Raw genomic sequence first — 16,955 nt, forward strand, 5'->3', positions numbered from 1 at the left:
GTCGGCGGCAACCCTTCCGTTGCCGCCGACCTGATTTCTGGGGGAGGGCCATCGGGCTGCTTCCCCGGTTTCGTCCCGGGCTATGGTTCGCGTTACGCACGTCGAGCCGGGGAGTATTGCCGATCAGGTCGGCATCGTTCCCGGCACTGAACTCCTTGCCATCAACGAACGGCCGCTGGAGGACTTCCTCGATTGGGAGTTCCTGACGGCCGACGAGGCGTTCGTGGTGTCGGCTCGTCTCCCGGATGGTGCCCCGGTCGAGTACGAGATCGAGCGGGAAGATGGCGACTCGATGGGGGTGGAGCTGGCGCCGCCCACCGTGCGTCGCTGCGCGAACCGGTGCGAGTTCTGTTTCATCGAAGGGCTCCCGAAGGGGCTCCGCAAGGGGCTCTACATTCGCGACGACGATTATCGGCTGTCCTTCGCATACGGCAACTTCGCGACGCTCTCCAACGTGAAGGAGCGCGACATCGCGCGCATTCTGGAGTACCGCCTCTCGCCCTTGTACGTGTCGGTGCATGCGACGCCCTGGGAGGCACGCAAGGTGCTGCTCAACAACCCGCGCGTGCCCAACATTCTCGAGCAGCTGACGCGTCTGGCGGAGGGAGGTATTCAGTTCCATTGCCAGATGGTCATCGTGCCGGGGCTCAATGACGGCGACGTGCTCGAGCAGTCGCTGGCCGACCTCTGGGCGCTCGAGGAGGCCGTGCTCTCCGTGGCGCTGGTGCCGGTGGGGGTCACCCAGTTCTCGCATCTGTACACCGGCAAGTCCATGGACGCGCGACAGGCCGTCGTGCTGCTCGACGCGGTGCATCGGTGGGAAGAACGGGCGTTGTCGGAGCGCGACGATCGCTGGGTGTTCGGCTCGGACGAGCTGTACCTGCTGGCGGGGGTCGATCTGCCGGGGGTCGAGCATTACGGCGAGTTCTCACAGATCGAGAACGGCGTGGGGGCCGTGACGTCGCTGCGCGCGCGCGTGCGCGACGGTCTGTCGCAGCTGCCCCGTCTCGACGGCAAGCGCATCGGCGTGGTGACCGGCACCTCCATGGCACCGCTCATGCCGGAACTGCTCGAGCAGCTTGCCGACGTGACCGGGGCGGCCTTCGTCCTCATTCCCACCGAGAATTCGCTGTTCGGGCCCACCACCACCACGGCGGGGCTCCTCGTGGGGGCCGATATCCGCCGGGCGCTCGCCGACCGGACCGATCTCGACCTGGCGCTCATTCCCGCCGAATGCATCAACGACAACGGCCTGTTCCTCGACGAGGAGCAGTTCATTGCCGTGCGCGAGTCGTTGCCCATGCCGGTGTTTCCCTCGTACGACTTCATTGACGCGCTCGTGCCCGAAGGGGATGCGGCGGTCGTTCCCGCTGCCCGATCTCACGCATGAGTCTCCCTGTCGTTGCCATTGTCGGTCGCCCCAACGTGGGCAAGTCGCATCTCTTCAACCGCATCATCGGTGAGGCCACCGCCATCGTCAGTGACGAGGCGGGCACCACGCGCGATCGGCACTTCGGCGAGGCCGAATGGGCGGGGCACCACTTCTGGCTCGTCGATACCGGCGGGCTCGTCGAGGATTCCGATCTGCCCATGGATCTCGCCATTCGTCACCAGGTCATGGAGGCGATTGAAGAGGCGGACCTCATGCTCTTCGTGTGCGACGCCAAGGTGGGGGTGCACCCCAGTGATGCCCGCATCATGGACCTGCTGCGGAATGCGCAGAAGCCGTGGCTGCTGGTGGCCAACAAGGTCGACAACCCCGAGAGCACCGACTTCTACGAGTTCTATCGACTCGGGGTGCCCGATGTGTACCCGGTCTCCGCATCGAACGGCAAGGGCTCGGGCGATCTGCTCGATGCCGTGGTCAATGCCATTCCCGAAACCAGCGAAGAACGCCCCGAGGCCATTCGTGTGGCGGTCATCGGACGGCCGAATGTGGGGAAGTCGAGCTTCGTGAACCGCCTCCTTGGTGAAGAACGGCTGGTGGTGAGCGATGAGTCCGGGACGACCCGCGATGCCATCGATGCTCCCATGCGCTACAAGGAGACCGATCTCATCTTCGTGGACACGGCCGGTCTGCGTCGTCAGGCGCGAATCGACGATGGCGTGGAGTTCTATTCGTCGTTGCGTACGCGCCGCGCCATCGACTCGGCCGATGTGTGCGTGCTCATGATCGACAGCACCGAGGGATTGCAGAACCAGGATCTCAAGATCGCCACCATGGCGTGGGAGGCGGGACGTGGCCTCATCCTGGTGCTCAACAAGTGGGACCTCTACGAGGACAAGACCGACAAGAGCGCCGACAAGTTCCGCAAGGAGTGCATCGAGAAGGCGCCCTATCTGGGCTTCGTGCCGTTTCTCTTTACGAGTGCCCTCACCGGCCAACGCGTCACCAAGGCGCTCGATCTGGTGCTCGAGGTGCAGACGCAGCGCACGCGCCGCATCAGCACCTCGCAGGTCAACGATGCGCTCGGTGAGATGATTGCACGGCGCCAGCCGCCGCAGGCGGCGGGCCGTGAAGTCAAGCTGAACTACGCAACGCAGGTGGAAGTCGAACCGCCCACCATCGCGGTGTTCGGCAATCATCCCGAACTCATCCCCGAACATTACATCCGGTTTCTGCACAACGGCTTCCGTGAGAAGTGGGGATTCACGGGCTCACCGCTGCGCATCATCATGCGGAGAAAGAACAGTTGACCGGCGTCGCCATGCCGCTCTGGGCGCTCGGGGCGGCGTATCTCGCCGGATCGTTTCCCACGGCGTACCTCGTGGGCAAGGCCAACGGTGTGGATCTGCGAACCGTCGGCTCCGGCAACCTCGGGGCGACGAACGTCTTTCGTACGCTTGGATGGAAGTGGGGGGCCCTGGTCTACGTGGTCGATGGCTTGAAGGGTCTGCTTCCCACGTTGCTGTTGCCCGCGGCGGTCGGGGTGGCTGCGGGGTGGCCGTGGGGCGTGCTCATTGGCGTGCTCACCATCGTCGGGCATGTGAAACCCATCTTCCTGTTGGGGCGCGGAGGCGGGAAGGGGGTGGCGACGGCGAGCGGCGTCTTCTTTGCGCTGGCCCCGGTGGCCGGCGCGTGGGCGCTGGGGGCGTTCGTGGTCACCGTGGCATTCACGCGGTACGTCTCCCTCGGCTCACTGGTCGGCGCCGTCGTGCTTCCACTCACCATGCTGCTGCAGGCGCGCGCGGTAACGCCGCTGACCATGGTGGCGGTGACCATTGGCGCGTTTGTCTTTTGGACGCACCGCGACAACATCCGCCGGCTTCTGCGGGGAGAGGAGCCGCGCATTCGCAATGGCAAGGCCGCCACGGCGGGAGGCTCGGCGTAATGCCTGCCGCCGGGCCATTCACCCCACTGCCCATGCCGGCGCCAGGCGAGCGACTCATCACGCCGCGCCGCTGTGCGGTCATTGGAGGCGGGGCGTGGGGCACCGCGATCGCCGACCGACTCGCCCGCAATGGACACCACACGGTACTGTGGGCGCGTGAGGACGACGTCGTGACCGCGGTGAATAGCCGACACGAAAACCCGCGGTTTCTGGCCGGTATTCCACTGGCGCCGTCGCTCGTGGCGCGTGGTGCCCTCGACGAGGCGCTGTGTGACGCGGACCTCGTGGTTTATGCGGCACCCTCGCATGTGCTGCGCGTGGTGGTAGCGAACTGCGCGGCGCATACACCACGGCATGCCGTGCTCTCGGTGGCCACCAAGGGGATCGAGCGGGAGACGCTCGCCCTCATGACCGACGTGGTGGCCGAGGCGTCGCCGGGGCATCCGGTGGTGGCGGTGAGCGGTCCGAGCTTTGCTGCCGAGGTGGCCATGGGGCAGCCGACCGCGGTGGTGGCCGCGAGCGCCGATCATGCGGCGGCGACGCTGGTGCAGGGGGCCTTGAGCGCCGCCGCGTTCCGGGTGTACACGAGCGACGATGTGGTGGGGGTCGAATTGGGTGGGGCCCTCAAGAACGTCATGGCGGTCGCGACAGGCATCCTCGACGGACTGGGGCTGGGGTTCAACCCGCGCGCGGCGCTGATGACGCGCGGCCTCGCCGAAATGACCCGCCTCGGCGTGGCGTTGGGCGCAAAGCCGGACACGTTTGCCGGATTGGCCGGACTCGGCGATCTCGTGCTCACCTGCACGGGCGCCCTGTCGCGGAATCGTGCCGTCGGTGTCGCCATTGGCCAAGGACAGACGCTCGACCAGGCGCTGGCCGGCAAGGACAGCGTGGCCGAAGGGGTGCTCAATACGCAGAGCGCACGCGCGCTCGCGGCGAAGACCGGCGTGGAGATGCCGATCATCGAGGCCACGCATCGGATCCTGTTCGAGGGGTGCGCACCTCGGGACGCGGTCGCCGAACTCATGGCGCGCGAACTGCGCCCGGAGCGCGACTGACCATGGCGGCGCCGCGCGGCGAACTCGTGCAGGAGTTCTACTCCATTGGCGACGTGTGCACGCTCACCGAGCTCAAACCACACGTGCTGCGCTATTGGGAGAGCCAGTTCAAGTTGCTCAACCCGGCGAAAAACCGGAGTGGCAATCGGGTGTACTCGCGTCGCGAGGTGGAACTGATCCTGCTCGTGAAGCATCTGTTGTACACCGAGAAGTACACCATCGATGGGGCACGCCAGAAGCTCGACGAGCATCGCAAGGGCGGCTCGCTGCGCCCGGCCGCCCGCGCGGCCCTTGAGGTGGAGGCGCTGGAAAGCATCGAACGCGAACTCGCCGAACTGCAGGCCCTGCTCGACGACGGCCCGCGCTGACTTCAACTCACGCCATGCGCATTCTCCTCAGTAACGACGACGGTATTCTCGCCAAGGGACTTGGCGTTCTCGAGCAGGCGGTGGCGCCGCTCGGCGACATTCACGTCGTCGCTCCCGATCGTGAGCAGAGTGCCACCAGCCACTCGCTCACGTTGCATCACCCGCTGCGTCCCGTACGGCTGGGCGAGCATCGGTGGCAGGTCGATGGGACGCCCACCGACTGCGTCATGCTGGCGTGCGAGGCGCTGCTCGATGCGCGCCCCGATTTCGTGCTGAGCGGAATCAATCACGGGCCGAACATGGGCGAGGATGTGCTCTACAGCGGCACCGTCGCCGCGGCCATGGAGGGCCTTGCACTGGGCATCCCCGCCATCGCGCTGTCGTTCGCCGGCAGCGTCCTGCGCGCCGACGCGCTGCTCGACACCCAGATCGCCCAGATCCGGTCGCTCGTTGACCACCTCATGCGCCTGCCGAGTTTCCCTCCGCACACCCTGCTCAACGTGAACCTGCCCGCCGTGCCCGGCGAGGAGATCAAGGGGGTACGGCTGACGCGACTGGGGAGGCGGGTATTCAGCGACTCCATCACGCGTATGAAGGATCCATGGGGACGCGAGATCCTCTGGATCGGCGGCGGCAGCGTGGAATGGAGCGGTCCAGACGATTCAGACTTCCGTGCCGTGCACGACGGGTTCATCTCGGTCACCCCGCTGCACCTCGACCTCACGCACCGGGATATCCTCGAGACGGCGACGGACTGGTGGCAGGCGCCATAGAGCCGGAGTTCCGCGGCGCACGCCGCCGGCTGGTTGAAGCGTTGCAGGACAAGGGCATCAAGGATCTGGCCCTCTTGCGCGCCATCGACGCCGTGCCGCGTCACCTCTTCGTACCGCCAACGGTGCGGCATCGGGCCTACGAAGACTCGGCCTTGCCCATTGGTAACGGGCAGACGATCTCCCAACCGTACGTGCATGCCCGAGCGGTCGAGCAGCTGATGCTCACGGGGAAGGAGCGCGTGCTGGAGATCGGCACGGGCTCGGCGTACCAGACGGCGCTGCTCTCCGAGCTGGCTGCCCAGGTGTTCTCCGTCGAGCGATACCGCGAACTGCTCGATCGCGCCCGTGGCGTGCTGCAGCAGGCGGGCGTGCGCAATGTGTCGCTCTCGCTTGGGGATGGCTCGCTGGGATGGCGGGAGTATGCCCCGTACGACGGTATCGTGGTGAGCGCTGGGGCCCCGCATGTCCCGGCCGCCCTCGAGGAGCAACTGGCCGAGGGAGGACGGTTGCTCATTCCGGTCGGGGACAAGGACGAACAGATGCTCACGCTGTTCATCAAGCGGGGCGGGCGACTCGAGCGCCGTGACATCACCCCGGTCCGCTTCGTCCCCTTGATTGGAGCGCAGGGCTGGCCGAGCTGATTTCCACCGGCCGGGTTTGCCTTCCGTCTGGCGGTCGTTCAATTTCGCTCCTCGAGGCACGGCTGCCTCGGGCGGCGCCCCGCGCACACCGTCCCAACCACCATGTCCGCATTCCTCTCGCCTCACACCCCGTTGGCTGGGCATGACCGGCCTCGCACGCTCGTGCCCCCGTATGCGGCGCCAGTGGCAAGCGCCGGCGAACAGGGGCGTGCTGGCCGGGTTCGCCCATTCGTACCCGCCGAGTGGCGAAGCGAGGGGATGAAGGCCGTGGCGGACGCAACGCCTCCGCAGAACACCGCGGCCATGTACCAGCTGTCCGACGTAGAGCAGGGGACCGCCGCGGCAACCCCGATAACCGCATCGACAGGCGCCGAAGTGCCTGCGCTTGCGGCCCCGCTCGTTCCGGCGGGCATTCCGCCGTATCGGCCGCTGCGCCCCACCCCCATCGTCTCACCGGCGATTCGCACTCCATTGTACATCCCGCCCATTCCCACCCCATCGGTCGAGGCGGCGGTGGAGGACGAAGGGATCATCGACCCCATGTTGGTCGACACGGCGGAGTTCCCGATTCCCTCGGGCACGTGGCAATCCCTGACACCGCTGGACACCCCGGCTGTGGCCCCCCAGGAGAGCGCCGCGGCAGACGTCGAGGAACCGGCTGCCAGTGATGAGGCGCCGCTGCCGTGGATTGACGCTTTCCTTGCGGCGACCCCACCGCTCCCGATGGGTGCTGTAGAGGAGCCGGCTCCCCTGGGGGAGGCGTGGGGCATGGAGTCCGCAACGGCGGAGGAGTTGCTCGCGGAAGCGCTCGCCGTCTCCGCCGATGACGCGACCGCCGATTTCGGCGCGGACGAGGTGAGCATCGAGCAGGAGGGGGCAACCGCGCTGGACGCGGTGCAGATGGAAGACGGGTGGCCGCTGGACGAAGCGGTCGCGGAGTTCCGCAGCCTTGGAGCCCGATTGGAACCGCTGCCGTCGCCGGTGGGCGACGAGACGGACAGCACGGCATTCAGCGACCCGCACGTCACCGCTGGCAGCGGCGACGCCGACGGATCGTCGATGTCACCGCCCATGTCTGCCTGGAGCGATGACGACCTGCTCGACATCATGCCCATCCGTCACTCCGGGCGCACGCCGCTTTCCGGTGCCGCGTTGCCTGCCGATGGCGAGCTGTGGGCCGAGCGGGCGCTCAAGGCGCAGGAGGATGCCCTGTCATTCGGCGCAACCCCCCCCTCTGGTCTGGCGGGGGCCGCACGTGAGGAACTGCCGTTGGCTGAAGAGGCCACGGCCGAGCAGGCGGCGCATGCCCTCGAACTGCTCGCCCAACGGGTGAGAGCTGGTGAGCTGCTGCTCCCCGGCTACGATCCGCGCATGGGCGAACCGGCCGCACTGGTGGCGGCGCTGGCGGCGGTGCTCGGGGTCCGGCTCCGCTGACCGCCGAGGGGTGAGCATTGCTGCCGGGTACGATAACTTGGCAGCATGCCGACCACCCTCGACCTTCCTGAACTGCACGCGCGCCTGACGCGTGCGCTGCGTGATGTGCCCGACTTTCCGAAGCCGGGCATCCTGTTCAAGGACATCACGCCGGTTCTCGCCGATCCGCTGCTCATGCAGGATGCCGTGGCAGCCATGTGCGCGCCGCATGCCGCGGCCGGCATCACGCATGTCGTGGCGGTCGAGAGCCGCGGATTCCTGTTCGGCATGCCCATGGCTCTGCAATTGGGCGCCGCGTTCGCGCCGGCCCGAAAGCCCGGGAAGCTTCCGTGGCGGACGACGCGCGAGGAGTACGTGCTGGAGTACCGCAGTGATGTACTCGAAATGCACGACGATGCGCTGTCCGTGGGCGGGGCGGGGGGCGACACGCGTCCAACGCCTCGGGTGCTGGTCGTTGACGATGTGTTGGCTACGGGCGGCACGGCCGCTGCGGCGAGCCGCATTGTTGAACGACTTGGCGGTACGGTGGTCGGCGTGTCCGTCCTGGTCGAGCTCGCGTTCCTCGGCGGCCGTGAGCGCCTTGCGGAGCGTCCCGTGTACAGCGTGCTGACGTTCTGAACCGACCCGATTATCATTAGGCGCGCGCCGTCGTACAGGGCGCCGCGCGTTTCGCCCCCGTAGCTCAGTTGGATAGAGCAGCAGTTTCCTAAACTGTTGGTCGGAGGTTCGAATCCTCTCGGGGGCACTCTTGGCTGGGGCGGCCGAGGACTGGCGGGTGCCTTGCTGCGCGCAAATGCGCTATGTTACGAGGCTGACCCCCGGCTGCTGATTCCGGGCCCCATCCCTTTACCGTTGGCATATTCGCATGGCGCAGGCGACCCGTAACCCACGCACCTCGACCGGGGCTTCGGCTCCGTTGAGCGACGACCCGATCGAGTCGGCGACCACTTGGCTCCAGCTCAACAGCAAGCCGATCCTGCTGGCGGTGGGCGGGGCGGCCGTTGCCGCCGCCGCGGTCCTGATCTACCGGAGCAGTGCGGCGTCGACGCGCGAAAAGGCATCCATCGCGCTGTACGAGGCGCAGGCGCCGTTCGTTCAGGGCAAGTTGCCCGAAGCGCAGCGCGAGCTCGAAAAGGTGGCCACGCGGTTCGGCGGCACAGCCTCCGGTCAGCAGGCAGCGATCCTGCTCGGGCAGGCGCTGTACGGGCAGAACAAGGTGGACGAAGGCATCAAGTCGCTGGAGAAGGCGCTTGGCAGCGCGTCGCCCGAGTTCAAGTCGAATATCGAATCGCTGATCGCCGCCGGCTACGAGCAGAAGAACGAGATGGTCAAGGCCGCCGAGCATTACGGTAAGGCGGCGGCGCTGGCCCCGTACAAGTCGGAGAAGTACAACCATCAGGCCAGCCAGGCCCGCAGCCTCATGGCCGCCGGAAAGAACGCCGACGCCAAGAAGATCTGGGAGGAGCTCTCGAAGCTGGAGGGGGAGCCGGTGCAGCAGGAGGCGACGGTCCGCCTCGGTGAGTTGGCGGCGAAGGGCTGAGCCAACCCAACAGTCCTCGGTCAGTCAGCAGGGGAATCAGGCGGGCGACGGGGTGGTCGCCCGCCTCGTTTTTTGAGGGTTATTAGTGCGTATAATACATGTTATGTAAACTAGAGTCGGTGGATAAGTGTGGGAAAATCCGCGCGTGGAAATCCCCTGTGCTGTGGGAAGATTGCGTAAGCCGTTGCTGTACAAGCAGATGAAATGTCGCCGCGGCGTTCCTTCGTGCCGGGCGCGTCACGAACACCTGAACTGTCCACCTGTCCACATCGTGGAACCGCACGAATGACAATCGCTTAGAGCGCGGCAATAACCCCTCGGAATACCACGCGCCCTTCACCTCGCAGCGAAGGCTGTCCGCGGCCTTGTTCCTCCGCGTTTTCCCCACCAGCGGTGGGAAGCCGGACCTGCAGCTCTCGGCCGGAACTGGTCAGGATGGTGACCACCGGGCCAGCGGCCAGCCCCCAGGCCGAGAGCAAGACGGCCGTGGCCACTGCCCCCGTGCCGCACGCCAGCGTCTCTCCCTCCACCCCGCGCTCGAAGGTGCGGTAGCGCCAGCGGCCGTCGAGTTGCCGGCTCACCCAGTTCACATTGGCGCCCGCGGCACCCAGGCTTGGGTGATGGCGGAGGACTGGTCCGCGCTCGCGCAGCGGGACCGCTTCGGCGTCATCGCAGAGTACCACGAGATGCGGAATGCCTGCCATGGCGAAACCGACCGCCTGCTCACCGGGCGCCCGTTCGATGTCCACCGTTGGACGCACGTCCATGACCGGCTGCAGGTCGATCTCCGGCAATTGGCCGGGGCCGTGTCCGGTGAGGCGGCTCGAAATGACACCCGCCCCGGTGGTCAGCCGCATACCCGCTGGCGATGCCATATCCAACTGCGCGGCCAGCGCGGTTGAGCACAACGTGGCATTGCCGCAGAGATCCGCCGGCGACCCATCGCTGTTGAAGTAATGGATCGTGACAGCGGCGCCATCGCCTGCTGGCTCGAGTACGACAAGGCCGTCTGCGCCTATCCCATTGTTCCTGTTGCAGATGCGACGTATCACCTCAGGTGATGTGACACGTGCCAATGGAGTAAGGCGACCGTCGAAGAACACGAAGTCGTTCCCCGACCCGGTCATCTTGGTGAACGGGAGGCCGGCCAGCGAGGTGAGATCGACCGGTGGTACGGGGGGCGTTGGCTCCACTGCTTGGGAGCCCATCAGTACTTGCCAGTCATGCCCCACCAACGGAGGCGCCACACCATCCAGATGGCTTCGCGTACGATCCGCTTGGACATCTTGGATTCCCCTTCGGTGCGGTCGTGGAACACGATGGGGATTTCGGCAATGCGGAAGCCGCGCTTCCACGCGCGGAAGCTCATCTCGATCTGGAAGGCATACCCGTTCGAGCGCACGGCGTCGAGCGGAATGGCTTCCAGGACCTCGCGGCGAAAGCACTTGAAGCCTCCCGTCGCATCGCCGAGCCGAAGTCCAGTAATGGCACGCGCATAGATGTTGGCGCCGTAGGACAACATGAGGCGCGTGATCGGCCAGTTGACCACCGTGACCTTGCCGTCACGGTACCGGGAGCCGAGCACCAGGTCGGCATCGCGGACGCTGGCAAGGAACTCGGGGAGGTGCGCCGGGTCATGCGAGAAATCGGCGTCCATTTCGAAGACATAGCCGTAGTCGCGAGCCAGGGCCCAGCGGAACCCTGCCAGATACGCCCGCCCCAGTCCCTCCTTCCCCGGCCGGTGGAGCACGTGGACCCGGGGGTCCGCCGCGGCCAGTTCATCGGCAAGCCGACCGGTACCATCCGGGGAGTTGTCGTCGACGATCAGCACGTCGAGCCGCGGATCCTGTTCGAGAATCCGCGGGACGATGCGCGTGACGTTCTCACTTTCGTTGTAGGTCGGCACGATCACGACGCCTCGCTCATCGATGCGGAGCACGCCACGTGCCGGAGTCTTGATACGGGTCATCTTGCGGCAGAGGTAAAGCGGACTGGCGGCGAGTCACCGTGCAGGCACGGCGACTCGCGTGGTGTCCGTTCAACTCCGAGAATGGGAAGAAAGGCACGGGGAGGGACGGCACGGCCGCCGAGCCTGCACCGTGGATGCTGGAGCAAAACTAGTGGAACGGAGGCGAACTGGCCTGTGGCGACCGCAATGTGCCTCGCTCCTGCGGCGACATGCAGAAGAGCCCGATGACCCCCGGCAGGATCTCGAGCACGGTCAGCCAGACGCGCGATGTCGCGCCGAGCAGCGCCGCGTCCCCCTGCCCCGCCGCGCCTCCTGCCACGAGCAGGGCACTCAGCGCCACCTCGCGAAAGCCTATCCCGCCCGGCGCAAAGAGCACCAGAAAGCCCACCAGATAGGACGCGGCGAAGACGGCAATGAAGAGCGGCGCTGAGGCGGAAATGACCGGAGTCACCCCGCGGGCGAAACAGGCGAACGCCAGCCCGTACCCGAGCCATGAGCCCGTATTGATAACCGCCGCCGTCCAGAGGTCGCGCTTGGAAAGCTGCCGCTCGGCGGCGGCCACGCCTCGCCAGCGTGCGACCCGACGGAGGAGGAGCGGCAGCACGGCCGGCAGTAGCGCGACCGCCACGACGAACAGCAAGCCCGCGACGATGGACACGCGGCTGAGACCAGGGGATATGGCGTCGAGTAGATCGGCACCGAAAATGGCCGCCACGCCGAAGCCAGCGCCCAGATTGAGGACGGTGCCCAGCACGGCAGCGCCGGCCGCGGCCACCCCCGAGACGCCCTCGCGGGCCGCGAGCACACCGAGTGCGCCCACCGACCAGAGCTTGCCGGGGATGTAGCGACCCAGATTGGCCACGGTCCAGATTTGGGCGGCCTTGGCGTACGGCAGCGTGCCCCCCCATCCGCGGAGGAGCATGCGCCAGCTCTGAATGAGCATGGCGTAGGTGAGCAGCACGAGCACACTCGCCGCGATGATCCACCCCCACTTCACCTCGATGCTGCGGGCGGCGCGCTCGACCTCCGCCCACTGGCGGGATAGCACCCAGGCGATGCACCCGAACGTGATGAGCAGCAGCAGCGATCGCAGCCGCGGCGATCGCAGATACGGCGCGATGGTCACGCGGACGGGCCTCGGGTCCCGGCGGCAGACGACGGGGCCGCCAAAGCGCTCGCGTGCGCGCCTCCACGGGCCTGTCGATACAATGCCTGATACGTGGAGGCCACGGCCTCCGGAGAGAATCGCGCGAGCATGTCGGCGCGGGCCAGCTGCCCCAACTGTCGTTGGGTCTCGTGGGAGCCGATCACGCGGGCAAGGCCATTGGCGAGCTCCGCGATGTTGCCCACAGGAACGAGGGTCCCGCCGTGCTCCGGGCGGACCGCATCGACCAGCCCGCCATCGGCATAGGCGATGACCGGAGTGCCGCACAATTGTGCCTCGACCGCGACCAGCCCCAGCCCTTCGCCGCGGGATGGAACGGCCACCGCCTGCGCCGTGGCGTAGTACGACGCGAGCATGTCCTGTGAGACCGTGCCCCCCCAGACGACCCGGTCGGCTACCCCGAGCGACACCGCACGCGCCGCCAGCGCGGCGCGATCCGGACCGTCCCCCAGGACGTGCAGCGACGTGCCCGCCAACACCGGCAGCGCCAGCGCCTCGAGCAGGTCATGCAGCCCTTTTTGCGCGTTGAGCCGACCCACAAAGAGCACGCCGCGCCGCTCCGGTGCCGCGTCCGCCAGCGCGAACCGGCGGGTATCCACGGGCATCGGTGCCACCGTGATGTTCGCGGATGGGGCGATTGCGCGGGCCTCACTGGCCAGCCAGGAGGAGACGGCCGTGCACACCACCGCCTGTCCAAGGACGGCGCGCATGACGGGGTGTACCGCCGGTTTCTGGCTGGCGAGCCGGACATCCGAGCCATGCATGGTGACCATCAGGGGCGGATCGTCGGGACCGAGCGCCTTCCACAGCGCGAGTCCCGCGGGAAACCACCAGTGCGCATGAACGATGTCGAATGGATCACCTGCCTGTCTGGCGACTTGGAGGCAGCGCTGCACGTGCCGGCGCATGTTGGCGAGCAGTTGCAGCAGGGCCACCTTGCCTCCCCAGGAGCCGCGCACCGTTTCCGCCATGGTCCCGGTATAGGCCAGCGTCATGCGCGCATCGCTGGCGTACCGAACACGATCGATGGCCACGCCCTCGAGGGTGGTCTCGGGGGGAAGGCCCGCCGCCCCCGGCGCCACGATATGTACGCGAGTCCCTTGGGCCTGCAGCGCCGTCGCCAGGCGCAGCACGAACGATCCCGCTGCGTCACCGGCAAAGCGCGGCGCATTGTGCGTGACGAAGAGCACCCGGCGGGGGCCAATCACGGCCGCGGCCTGCGGGTCGGGCTCAGCGGGCGTCGCGTGCGGCGTCGCGCACGGCGCCGGAATCGTCCTGCTCGAATTGGTTGGCCGCCAACTCGCTGAGCTCCCGCCGCATTTCTCGCACTTCGCTGCGCTGCTGAGCGATCTGCTCGCCCAGCAGGCCGGTGGCGAAGAAGACAGAGCCCAGCACCAGGCATGTCTGGATGACGGTCCACGCCCAGCGCTGGCCCTGCCCCGTGACAAGCAGCCAGCCCAGCGCCGCGCAACCGGCCAGGACCCCGAGCGCAAAGAGCGCGGCGCCCAGCATGCCGAAGGCAAGCAGCGGCTTCTGGCCAAAGCGCAGCTCGAACCACACCGCCAGCATGTCGAGCACGCCCACGGGAATGCGGGACAGGCCGAACTTGGAGCGCCCCGCGTGCCGAGGGTAAAGCGGGATAGGCACTTCGGTGACCGTGAAGCCCTGCGCCGCCGCCATCACGATCATGTACCGATGAAAGTCGGGGCGCATGGGAAGCGCCGCCATGATCTCGCGCCGATACGCCTTCACGTTGTTGAGGTCGCGCACGGGGACGTGAAACAGGGTGCGGCTCAGCTTGTTGTAGATCCCCGACACGAACGCCTTCTCGTACTTCCCCTGCTTGAACCCCGTCACCATGTCGCTTTCGTTGGCGAGAATGGGTCCCACCAGGCTCGGGATGTCCTCGGGCTTGAACTGCAGGTCGGCCGGATAGAACACCAGCACCTGCCCCCGCGCGTGCAGGTACCCCGTGCGAAGCGCTTCTGCGATCCCCCGCTGGGCCCGATGGCGCACTGGATGGAGGAAGCCGTACTGCTCGCGCAGCTCCTGCAGCAGCGCCCAGCTGCCGTCGGTCGAGCCGTCGTCCACCACGATGACCTCATACCGCGCCTGCTGGCCGCGGATCATCGCGTCGCAGAGCTCCAGGAACAGCGGCAGGTTCGCGGCTTCGTCCTTGGCCGGCACGAGTACGCTCACGTCCACCTCCGACCTGGTGGCCGGGGGCGGCATCGTGCGGAGGGGGCGAAAACTCACAGCCATGCGAGAGGAGGAAGGATCAACATGCCTGACGGCACGAGGGGTCGGGACGGTGAGGGGGCTAGACGCGCTTGCGCATGCGCGCGGGGAGCACGCCCAGCTGGTCACGGTACTTGGCCACCGTGCGTCGCGCAATCTGCACCCCGGTCTGCTGCAGGATTTCCACGATCGCCTGGTCGGTCAGGGGATTCTTGGGATCCTCCCCACCCACCAGTTTCTCGATCTGGTCCTTGATCCCGCGCGCCGAGACGTCGTCGCCGTCGGCCGTCGCCAACCCGGACGAGAAGAAGAACTTCAGCGGGAGCACCCCACGAGGGGTCTGCACGAACTTCTCGTTGGTCACCCGGCTGACCGTCGACTCGTGCATGCCCACGGCCTCGGCCACCTCGCGCAGGGTGAGCGGCTTGAGCGCCTGCACGCCACGCTCGAAGAAGTCCCGCTGCCGGTCGACGATGTAGTGCATGACCTTGAGCATCGTCTGGCGGCGCTGCTCGATGGCCTGAATCATCCAGTTCGCCGAATTCAGCTTGCTGGCAATGAAGTCCTTGCTCTCGGTATCGAACCGCTTCTTGTCGCGCGCGATCTCCTGGTACGTACGCGACAGCTTGAGCCGCGGCAGGTTGCCGTCGTTCAGGAAGATGTGGTAATGCCCATCGATCTTCTCGACCACCAGATCGGGAATGATGTAGTTGTCGTTACCGGCACTGAACCGAAGCCCCGGCTTGGGGTCCAGCTTGGCGATTTCATCAGCGGCCCCCTGCACATCCTGCGCGCTGATGCCGAATCGCTTTGACAGTTCGCTCCACCGGTGCGCGATGAGCTCCTCGAACGACTCCTCGACCAGGCGGTAGGCGAGCGCATCCCGCCTGCCGGCGGCGCGCAGTTGCAGCAGCAGACACTCACGCAGGTCGCGGGCGCCAACTCCCGCGGGATCGAGATCCTGGATGATCTGTAGCATCCGCAGCATTTCGGTGTCGGTGAAGACCGGCACCTCGCCGTCGATATCGCGCTCCTCGGCTTCCTTCAGCAGCCATTCGTTGACGCCGCGCTGGATTTCCTCCAGCGGACACGCCAGCCACCCATCGTCGTTGATGTTTCCGACAAACTCCTCGGCCAGAATCGCCTGCCGCGGCGTGAGTTCCAGCAGCGACAGTTGCTCCGTGAGGTGATCGGCCAGGTCGCGCGTGTCGACCGTGACCGGCTCGTACCATTCGCGCTGCTCGTGCTCTTCGCGCTGCCCCCCGGTCTCGAACCCGTCGAGCAGCACCGCTTCCCAGTCGACATCGTCGTCACCGGTCTTTTCCGGTTCCGGTTCGGCCGTCGCTTCCGGTTCGGTGAGATCCTGCGCTTCGGTGGCCGGTTCGTCGGCGTCGGGCGCCTCATCGTCTTCCTCATCGGGCTCAACGAGCTCGAGGAAGGGGTTCGTCAGCAACTCCTGCTTGAGGTGCTGCTGCAGATCGAGCAGCGGCATGTACAGCAGATCCATCGCCTGGTAGAGGCGTGGATTGACCTTGAGTTCCTGCCGGAGTCCGGCGTTCTGTTGCAGTCCCGTTTTCATCAAGCCCGCACTCCTTCATCGGCTTCGGCGAAGCGTGCACGGAGTCGGGCCGACAGCGTCGGGCCGAGGTAGATCTCCGCCACCGTGTCATCGAACACGAGTTCACGAACTGTACCGGAGACTTTGACCACGCCGTCGTACATGATGTAGGCGCGATCGACGATGTCGAGGGTCTGCTCGACGTTGTGGTCACTGATGAGTACGCCTATGCCACGATGGCGGAGTCCCGCCACGATCTGCTGAATGTCGTGCACCGCGATCGGGTCCACGCCGGCAAACGGCTCATCGAGCATCATGAACTTGGGCTGAGTCACGAGCGCACGCGTGATCTCCAACCGCCGCCGCTCCCCGCCGGACAACTGAAACGCGCGGCTGTTTCGCAAATGCTTGATGCTCAACTCATCGAGCAGCATTTCCAATCGGTCCTTCCGTTCGCCGGCGGAGAGATCGAGCGTTTCCAGGATGGCCAGAATGTTCTGTTCGACGGTGAGCTTTCGAAAGATGGAAGGCTCTTGCGAAAGATAACCGATTCCCTGGCGCGCCCGCTCGTACATGGGCATGCGCGTGATGTCCGTGCCGTCAAGACGGATCGCGCCCGTCTGCGGGGCAATGAGGCCCACCAGCATGTAGAACGTGGTGGTCTTGCCGGCGCCGTTGGGGCCCAGCAGACCGACGATCTCTCCCTGGGAAACACGCACCGACACGTCGTTCACGACCCGCCGACCGCGGTACACCTTGACCAGTCCATCGGCCGAGAGCACCGCAGCGCTGTCCGGTTCCGTCGCCGCCGGTGTTGTCCCCGCGGCAGCGCGATGCTCACCGGTGGCACGCAGCACACGTGCCAGTTCGGCACGATGC

The 16,955-nt window shown here is 66.6% G+C and carries 17 protein-coding genes and 1 tRNA gene; 11 read left to right on the forward strand and 7 right to left on the reverse strand.

Annotated features, from left to right (window positions below; translation table 11 throughout):
• Positions 1-82: 82 nt before the first annotated feature.
• From O9271_RS12605 to O9271_RS12655, 11 genes are all read left to right on the forward strand, one after another.
• Positions 83-1,390: a DUF512 domain-containing protein gene (locus O9271_RS12605; RefSeq protein WP_298270235.1), complete on the forward strand. Its 1,308-nt coding sequence runs from the start codon at positions 83-85 to the stop codon at positions 1,388-1,390.
• Positions 1,387-2,697: a ribosome biogenesis GTPase Der gene (gene der / locus O9271_RS12610; protein ID WP_298270237.1), complete on the forward strand. Its 1,311-nt coding sequence runs from the start codon at positions 1,387-1,389 to the stop codon at positions 2,695-2,697. Before O9271_RS12605 ends, der begins: the two co-directional genes overlap by 4 nt.
• Complete coding sequence (gene plsY, locus O9271_RS12615; RefSeq protein WP_298270240.1) at positions 2,694-3,332, forward strand: glycerol-3-phosphate 1-O-acyltransferase PlsY; 639 nt, start codon at positions 2,694-2,696, stop codon at positions 3,330-3,332. Before der ends, plsY begins: the two co-directional genes overlap by 4 nt.
• Positions 3,333-3,364: 32 nt before the next feature.
• On the forward strand, positions 3,365-4,390 hold the full coding sequence (locus tag O9271_RS12620; protein WP_343213909.1) for an NAD(P)H-dependent glycerol-3-phosphate dehydrogenase: 1,026 nt from the start codon (positions 3,365-3,367) through the stop codon (positions 4,388-4,390).
• A 2-nt stretch (positions 4,391-4,392) separates the two neighbouring features.
• A complete protein-coding gene (locus tag O9271_RS12625; protein WP_298270244.1) occupies positions 4,393-4,758 on the forward strand; it encodes a MerR family transcriptional regulator in 366 nt (121 codons plus the stop codon).
• Between the two features lie 14 nt (positions 4,759-4,772).
• Entirely contained in the window at positions 4,773-5,531 is a 759-nt protein-coding gene (surE, locus tag O9271_RS12630; RefSeq protein ID WP_298270247.1) for a 5'/3'-nucleotidase SurE, read from the forward strand.
• Positions 5,513-6,172 (forward strand): protein-L-isoaspartate(D-aspartate) O-methyltransferase, encoded by a 660-nt coding sequence (locus tag O9271_RS12635; RefSeq protein WP_343213910.1) that lies wholly within the window; start codon positions 5,513-5,515, stop codon positions 6,170-6,172. Before surE ends, O9271_RS12635 begins: the two co-directional genes overlap by 19 nt.
• A 267-nt stretch (positions 6,173-6,439) precedes the next feature.
• Positions 6,440-7,606, forward strand: coding sequence for a hypothetical protein (locus O9271_RS12640; protein WP_298270253.1), 1,167 nt, complete (start codon positions 6,440-6,442; stop codon positions 7,604-7,606).
• Positions 7,607-7,651: 45 nt separating this feature from the next.
• Complete coding sequence (locus tag O9271_RS12645) at positions 7,652-8,224, forward strand: adenine phosphoribosyltransferase (protein ID WP_298270256.1); 573 nt, start codon at positions 7,652-7,654, stop codon at positions 8,222-8,224.
• Positions 8,225-8,277: 53 nt separating this feature from the next.
• A tRNA-Arg gene (locus tag O9271_RS12650) sits at positions 8,278-8,351 on the forward strand.
• A 120-nt stretch (positions 8,352-8,471) separates the two neighbouring features.
• Positions 8,472-9,146, forward strand: a complete 675-nt coding sequence (locus O9271_RS12655) for a tetratricopeptide repeat protein (RefSeq protein WP_298270259.1) — start codon at positions 8,472-8,474, stop codon at positions 9,144-9,146.
• Between the two features lie 296 nt (positions 9,147-9,442).
• Here O9271_RS12655 and dapF read toward each other — a convergent pair whose 3' ends face one another.
• From dapF to lptB, 7 genes are all read right to left on the reverse strand, one after another.
• Positions 9,443-10,354: a diaminopimelate epimerase gene (gene dapF / locus O9271_RS12660; protein WP_298270262.1), complete on the reverse strand. Its 912-nt coding sequence runs from the start codon at positions 10,352-10,354 to the stop codon at positions 9,443-9,445.
• Positions 10,354-11,115: a polyprenol monophosphomannose synthase gene (locus O9271_RS12665; RefSeq protein ID WP_298270265.1), complete on the reverse strand. Its 762-nt coding sequence runs from the start codon at positions 11,113-11,115 to the stop codon at positions 10,354-10,356. Before O9271_RS12665 ends, dapF begins: the two co-directional genes overlap by 1 nt.
• A 148-nt stretch (positions 11,116-11,263) precedes the next feature.
• Positions 11,264-12,241: a lysylphosphatidylglycerol synthase domain-containing protein gene (locus tag O9271_RS12670; protein WP_298270269.1), complete on the reverse strand. Its 978-nt coding sequence runs from the start codon at positions 12,239-12,241 to the stop codon at positions 11,264-11,266.
• Positions 12,238-13,488, reverse strand: a complete 1,251-nt coding sequence (locus tag O9271_RS12675) for a glycosyltransferase (RefSeq protein ID WP_298270272.1) — start codon at positions 13,486-13,488, stop codon at positions 12,238-12,240. Before O9271_RS12675 ends, O9271_RS12670 begins: the two co-directional genes overlap by 4 nt.
• Before the next feature lie 22 nt (positions 13,489-13,510).
• A complete protein-coding gene (locus O9271_RS12680) occupies positions 13,511-14,479 on the reverse strand; it encodes a glycosyltransferase family 2 protein (protein WP_298270274.1) in 969 nt (322 codons plus the stop codon).
• Between the two features lie 121 nt (positions 14,480-14,600).
• Entirely contained in the window at positions 14,601-16,097 is a 1,497-nt protein-coding gene (gene rpoN, locus O9271_RS12685) for an RNA polymerase factor sigma-54 (protein ID WP_298270276.1), read from the reverse strand.
• Positions 16,097-16,858: an LPS export ABC transporter ATP-binding protein gene (gene lptB / locus O9271_RS12690; RefSeq protein WP_298270881.1), complete on the reverse strand. Its 762-nt coding sequence runs from the start codon at positions 16,856-16,858 to the stop codon at positions 16,097-16,099. The genes rpoN and lptB overlap by 1 nt, the downstream gene beginning before the upstream one ends.
• Positions 16,859-16,955: the final 97 nt, after the last annotated feature.

Origin of the sequence: Gemmatimonas sp. (genome assembly GCF_027531815.1) — a bacterium.
In the GTDB taxonomy this organism is placed as follows: Bacteria; Gemmatimonadota; Gemmatimonadetes; order Gemmatimonadales; family Gemmatimonadaceae; genus Gemmatimonas.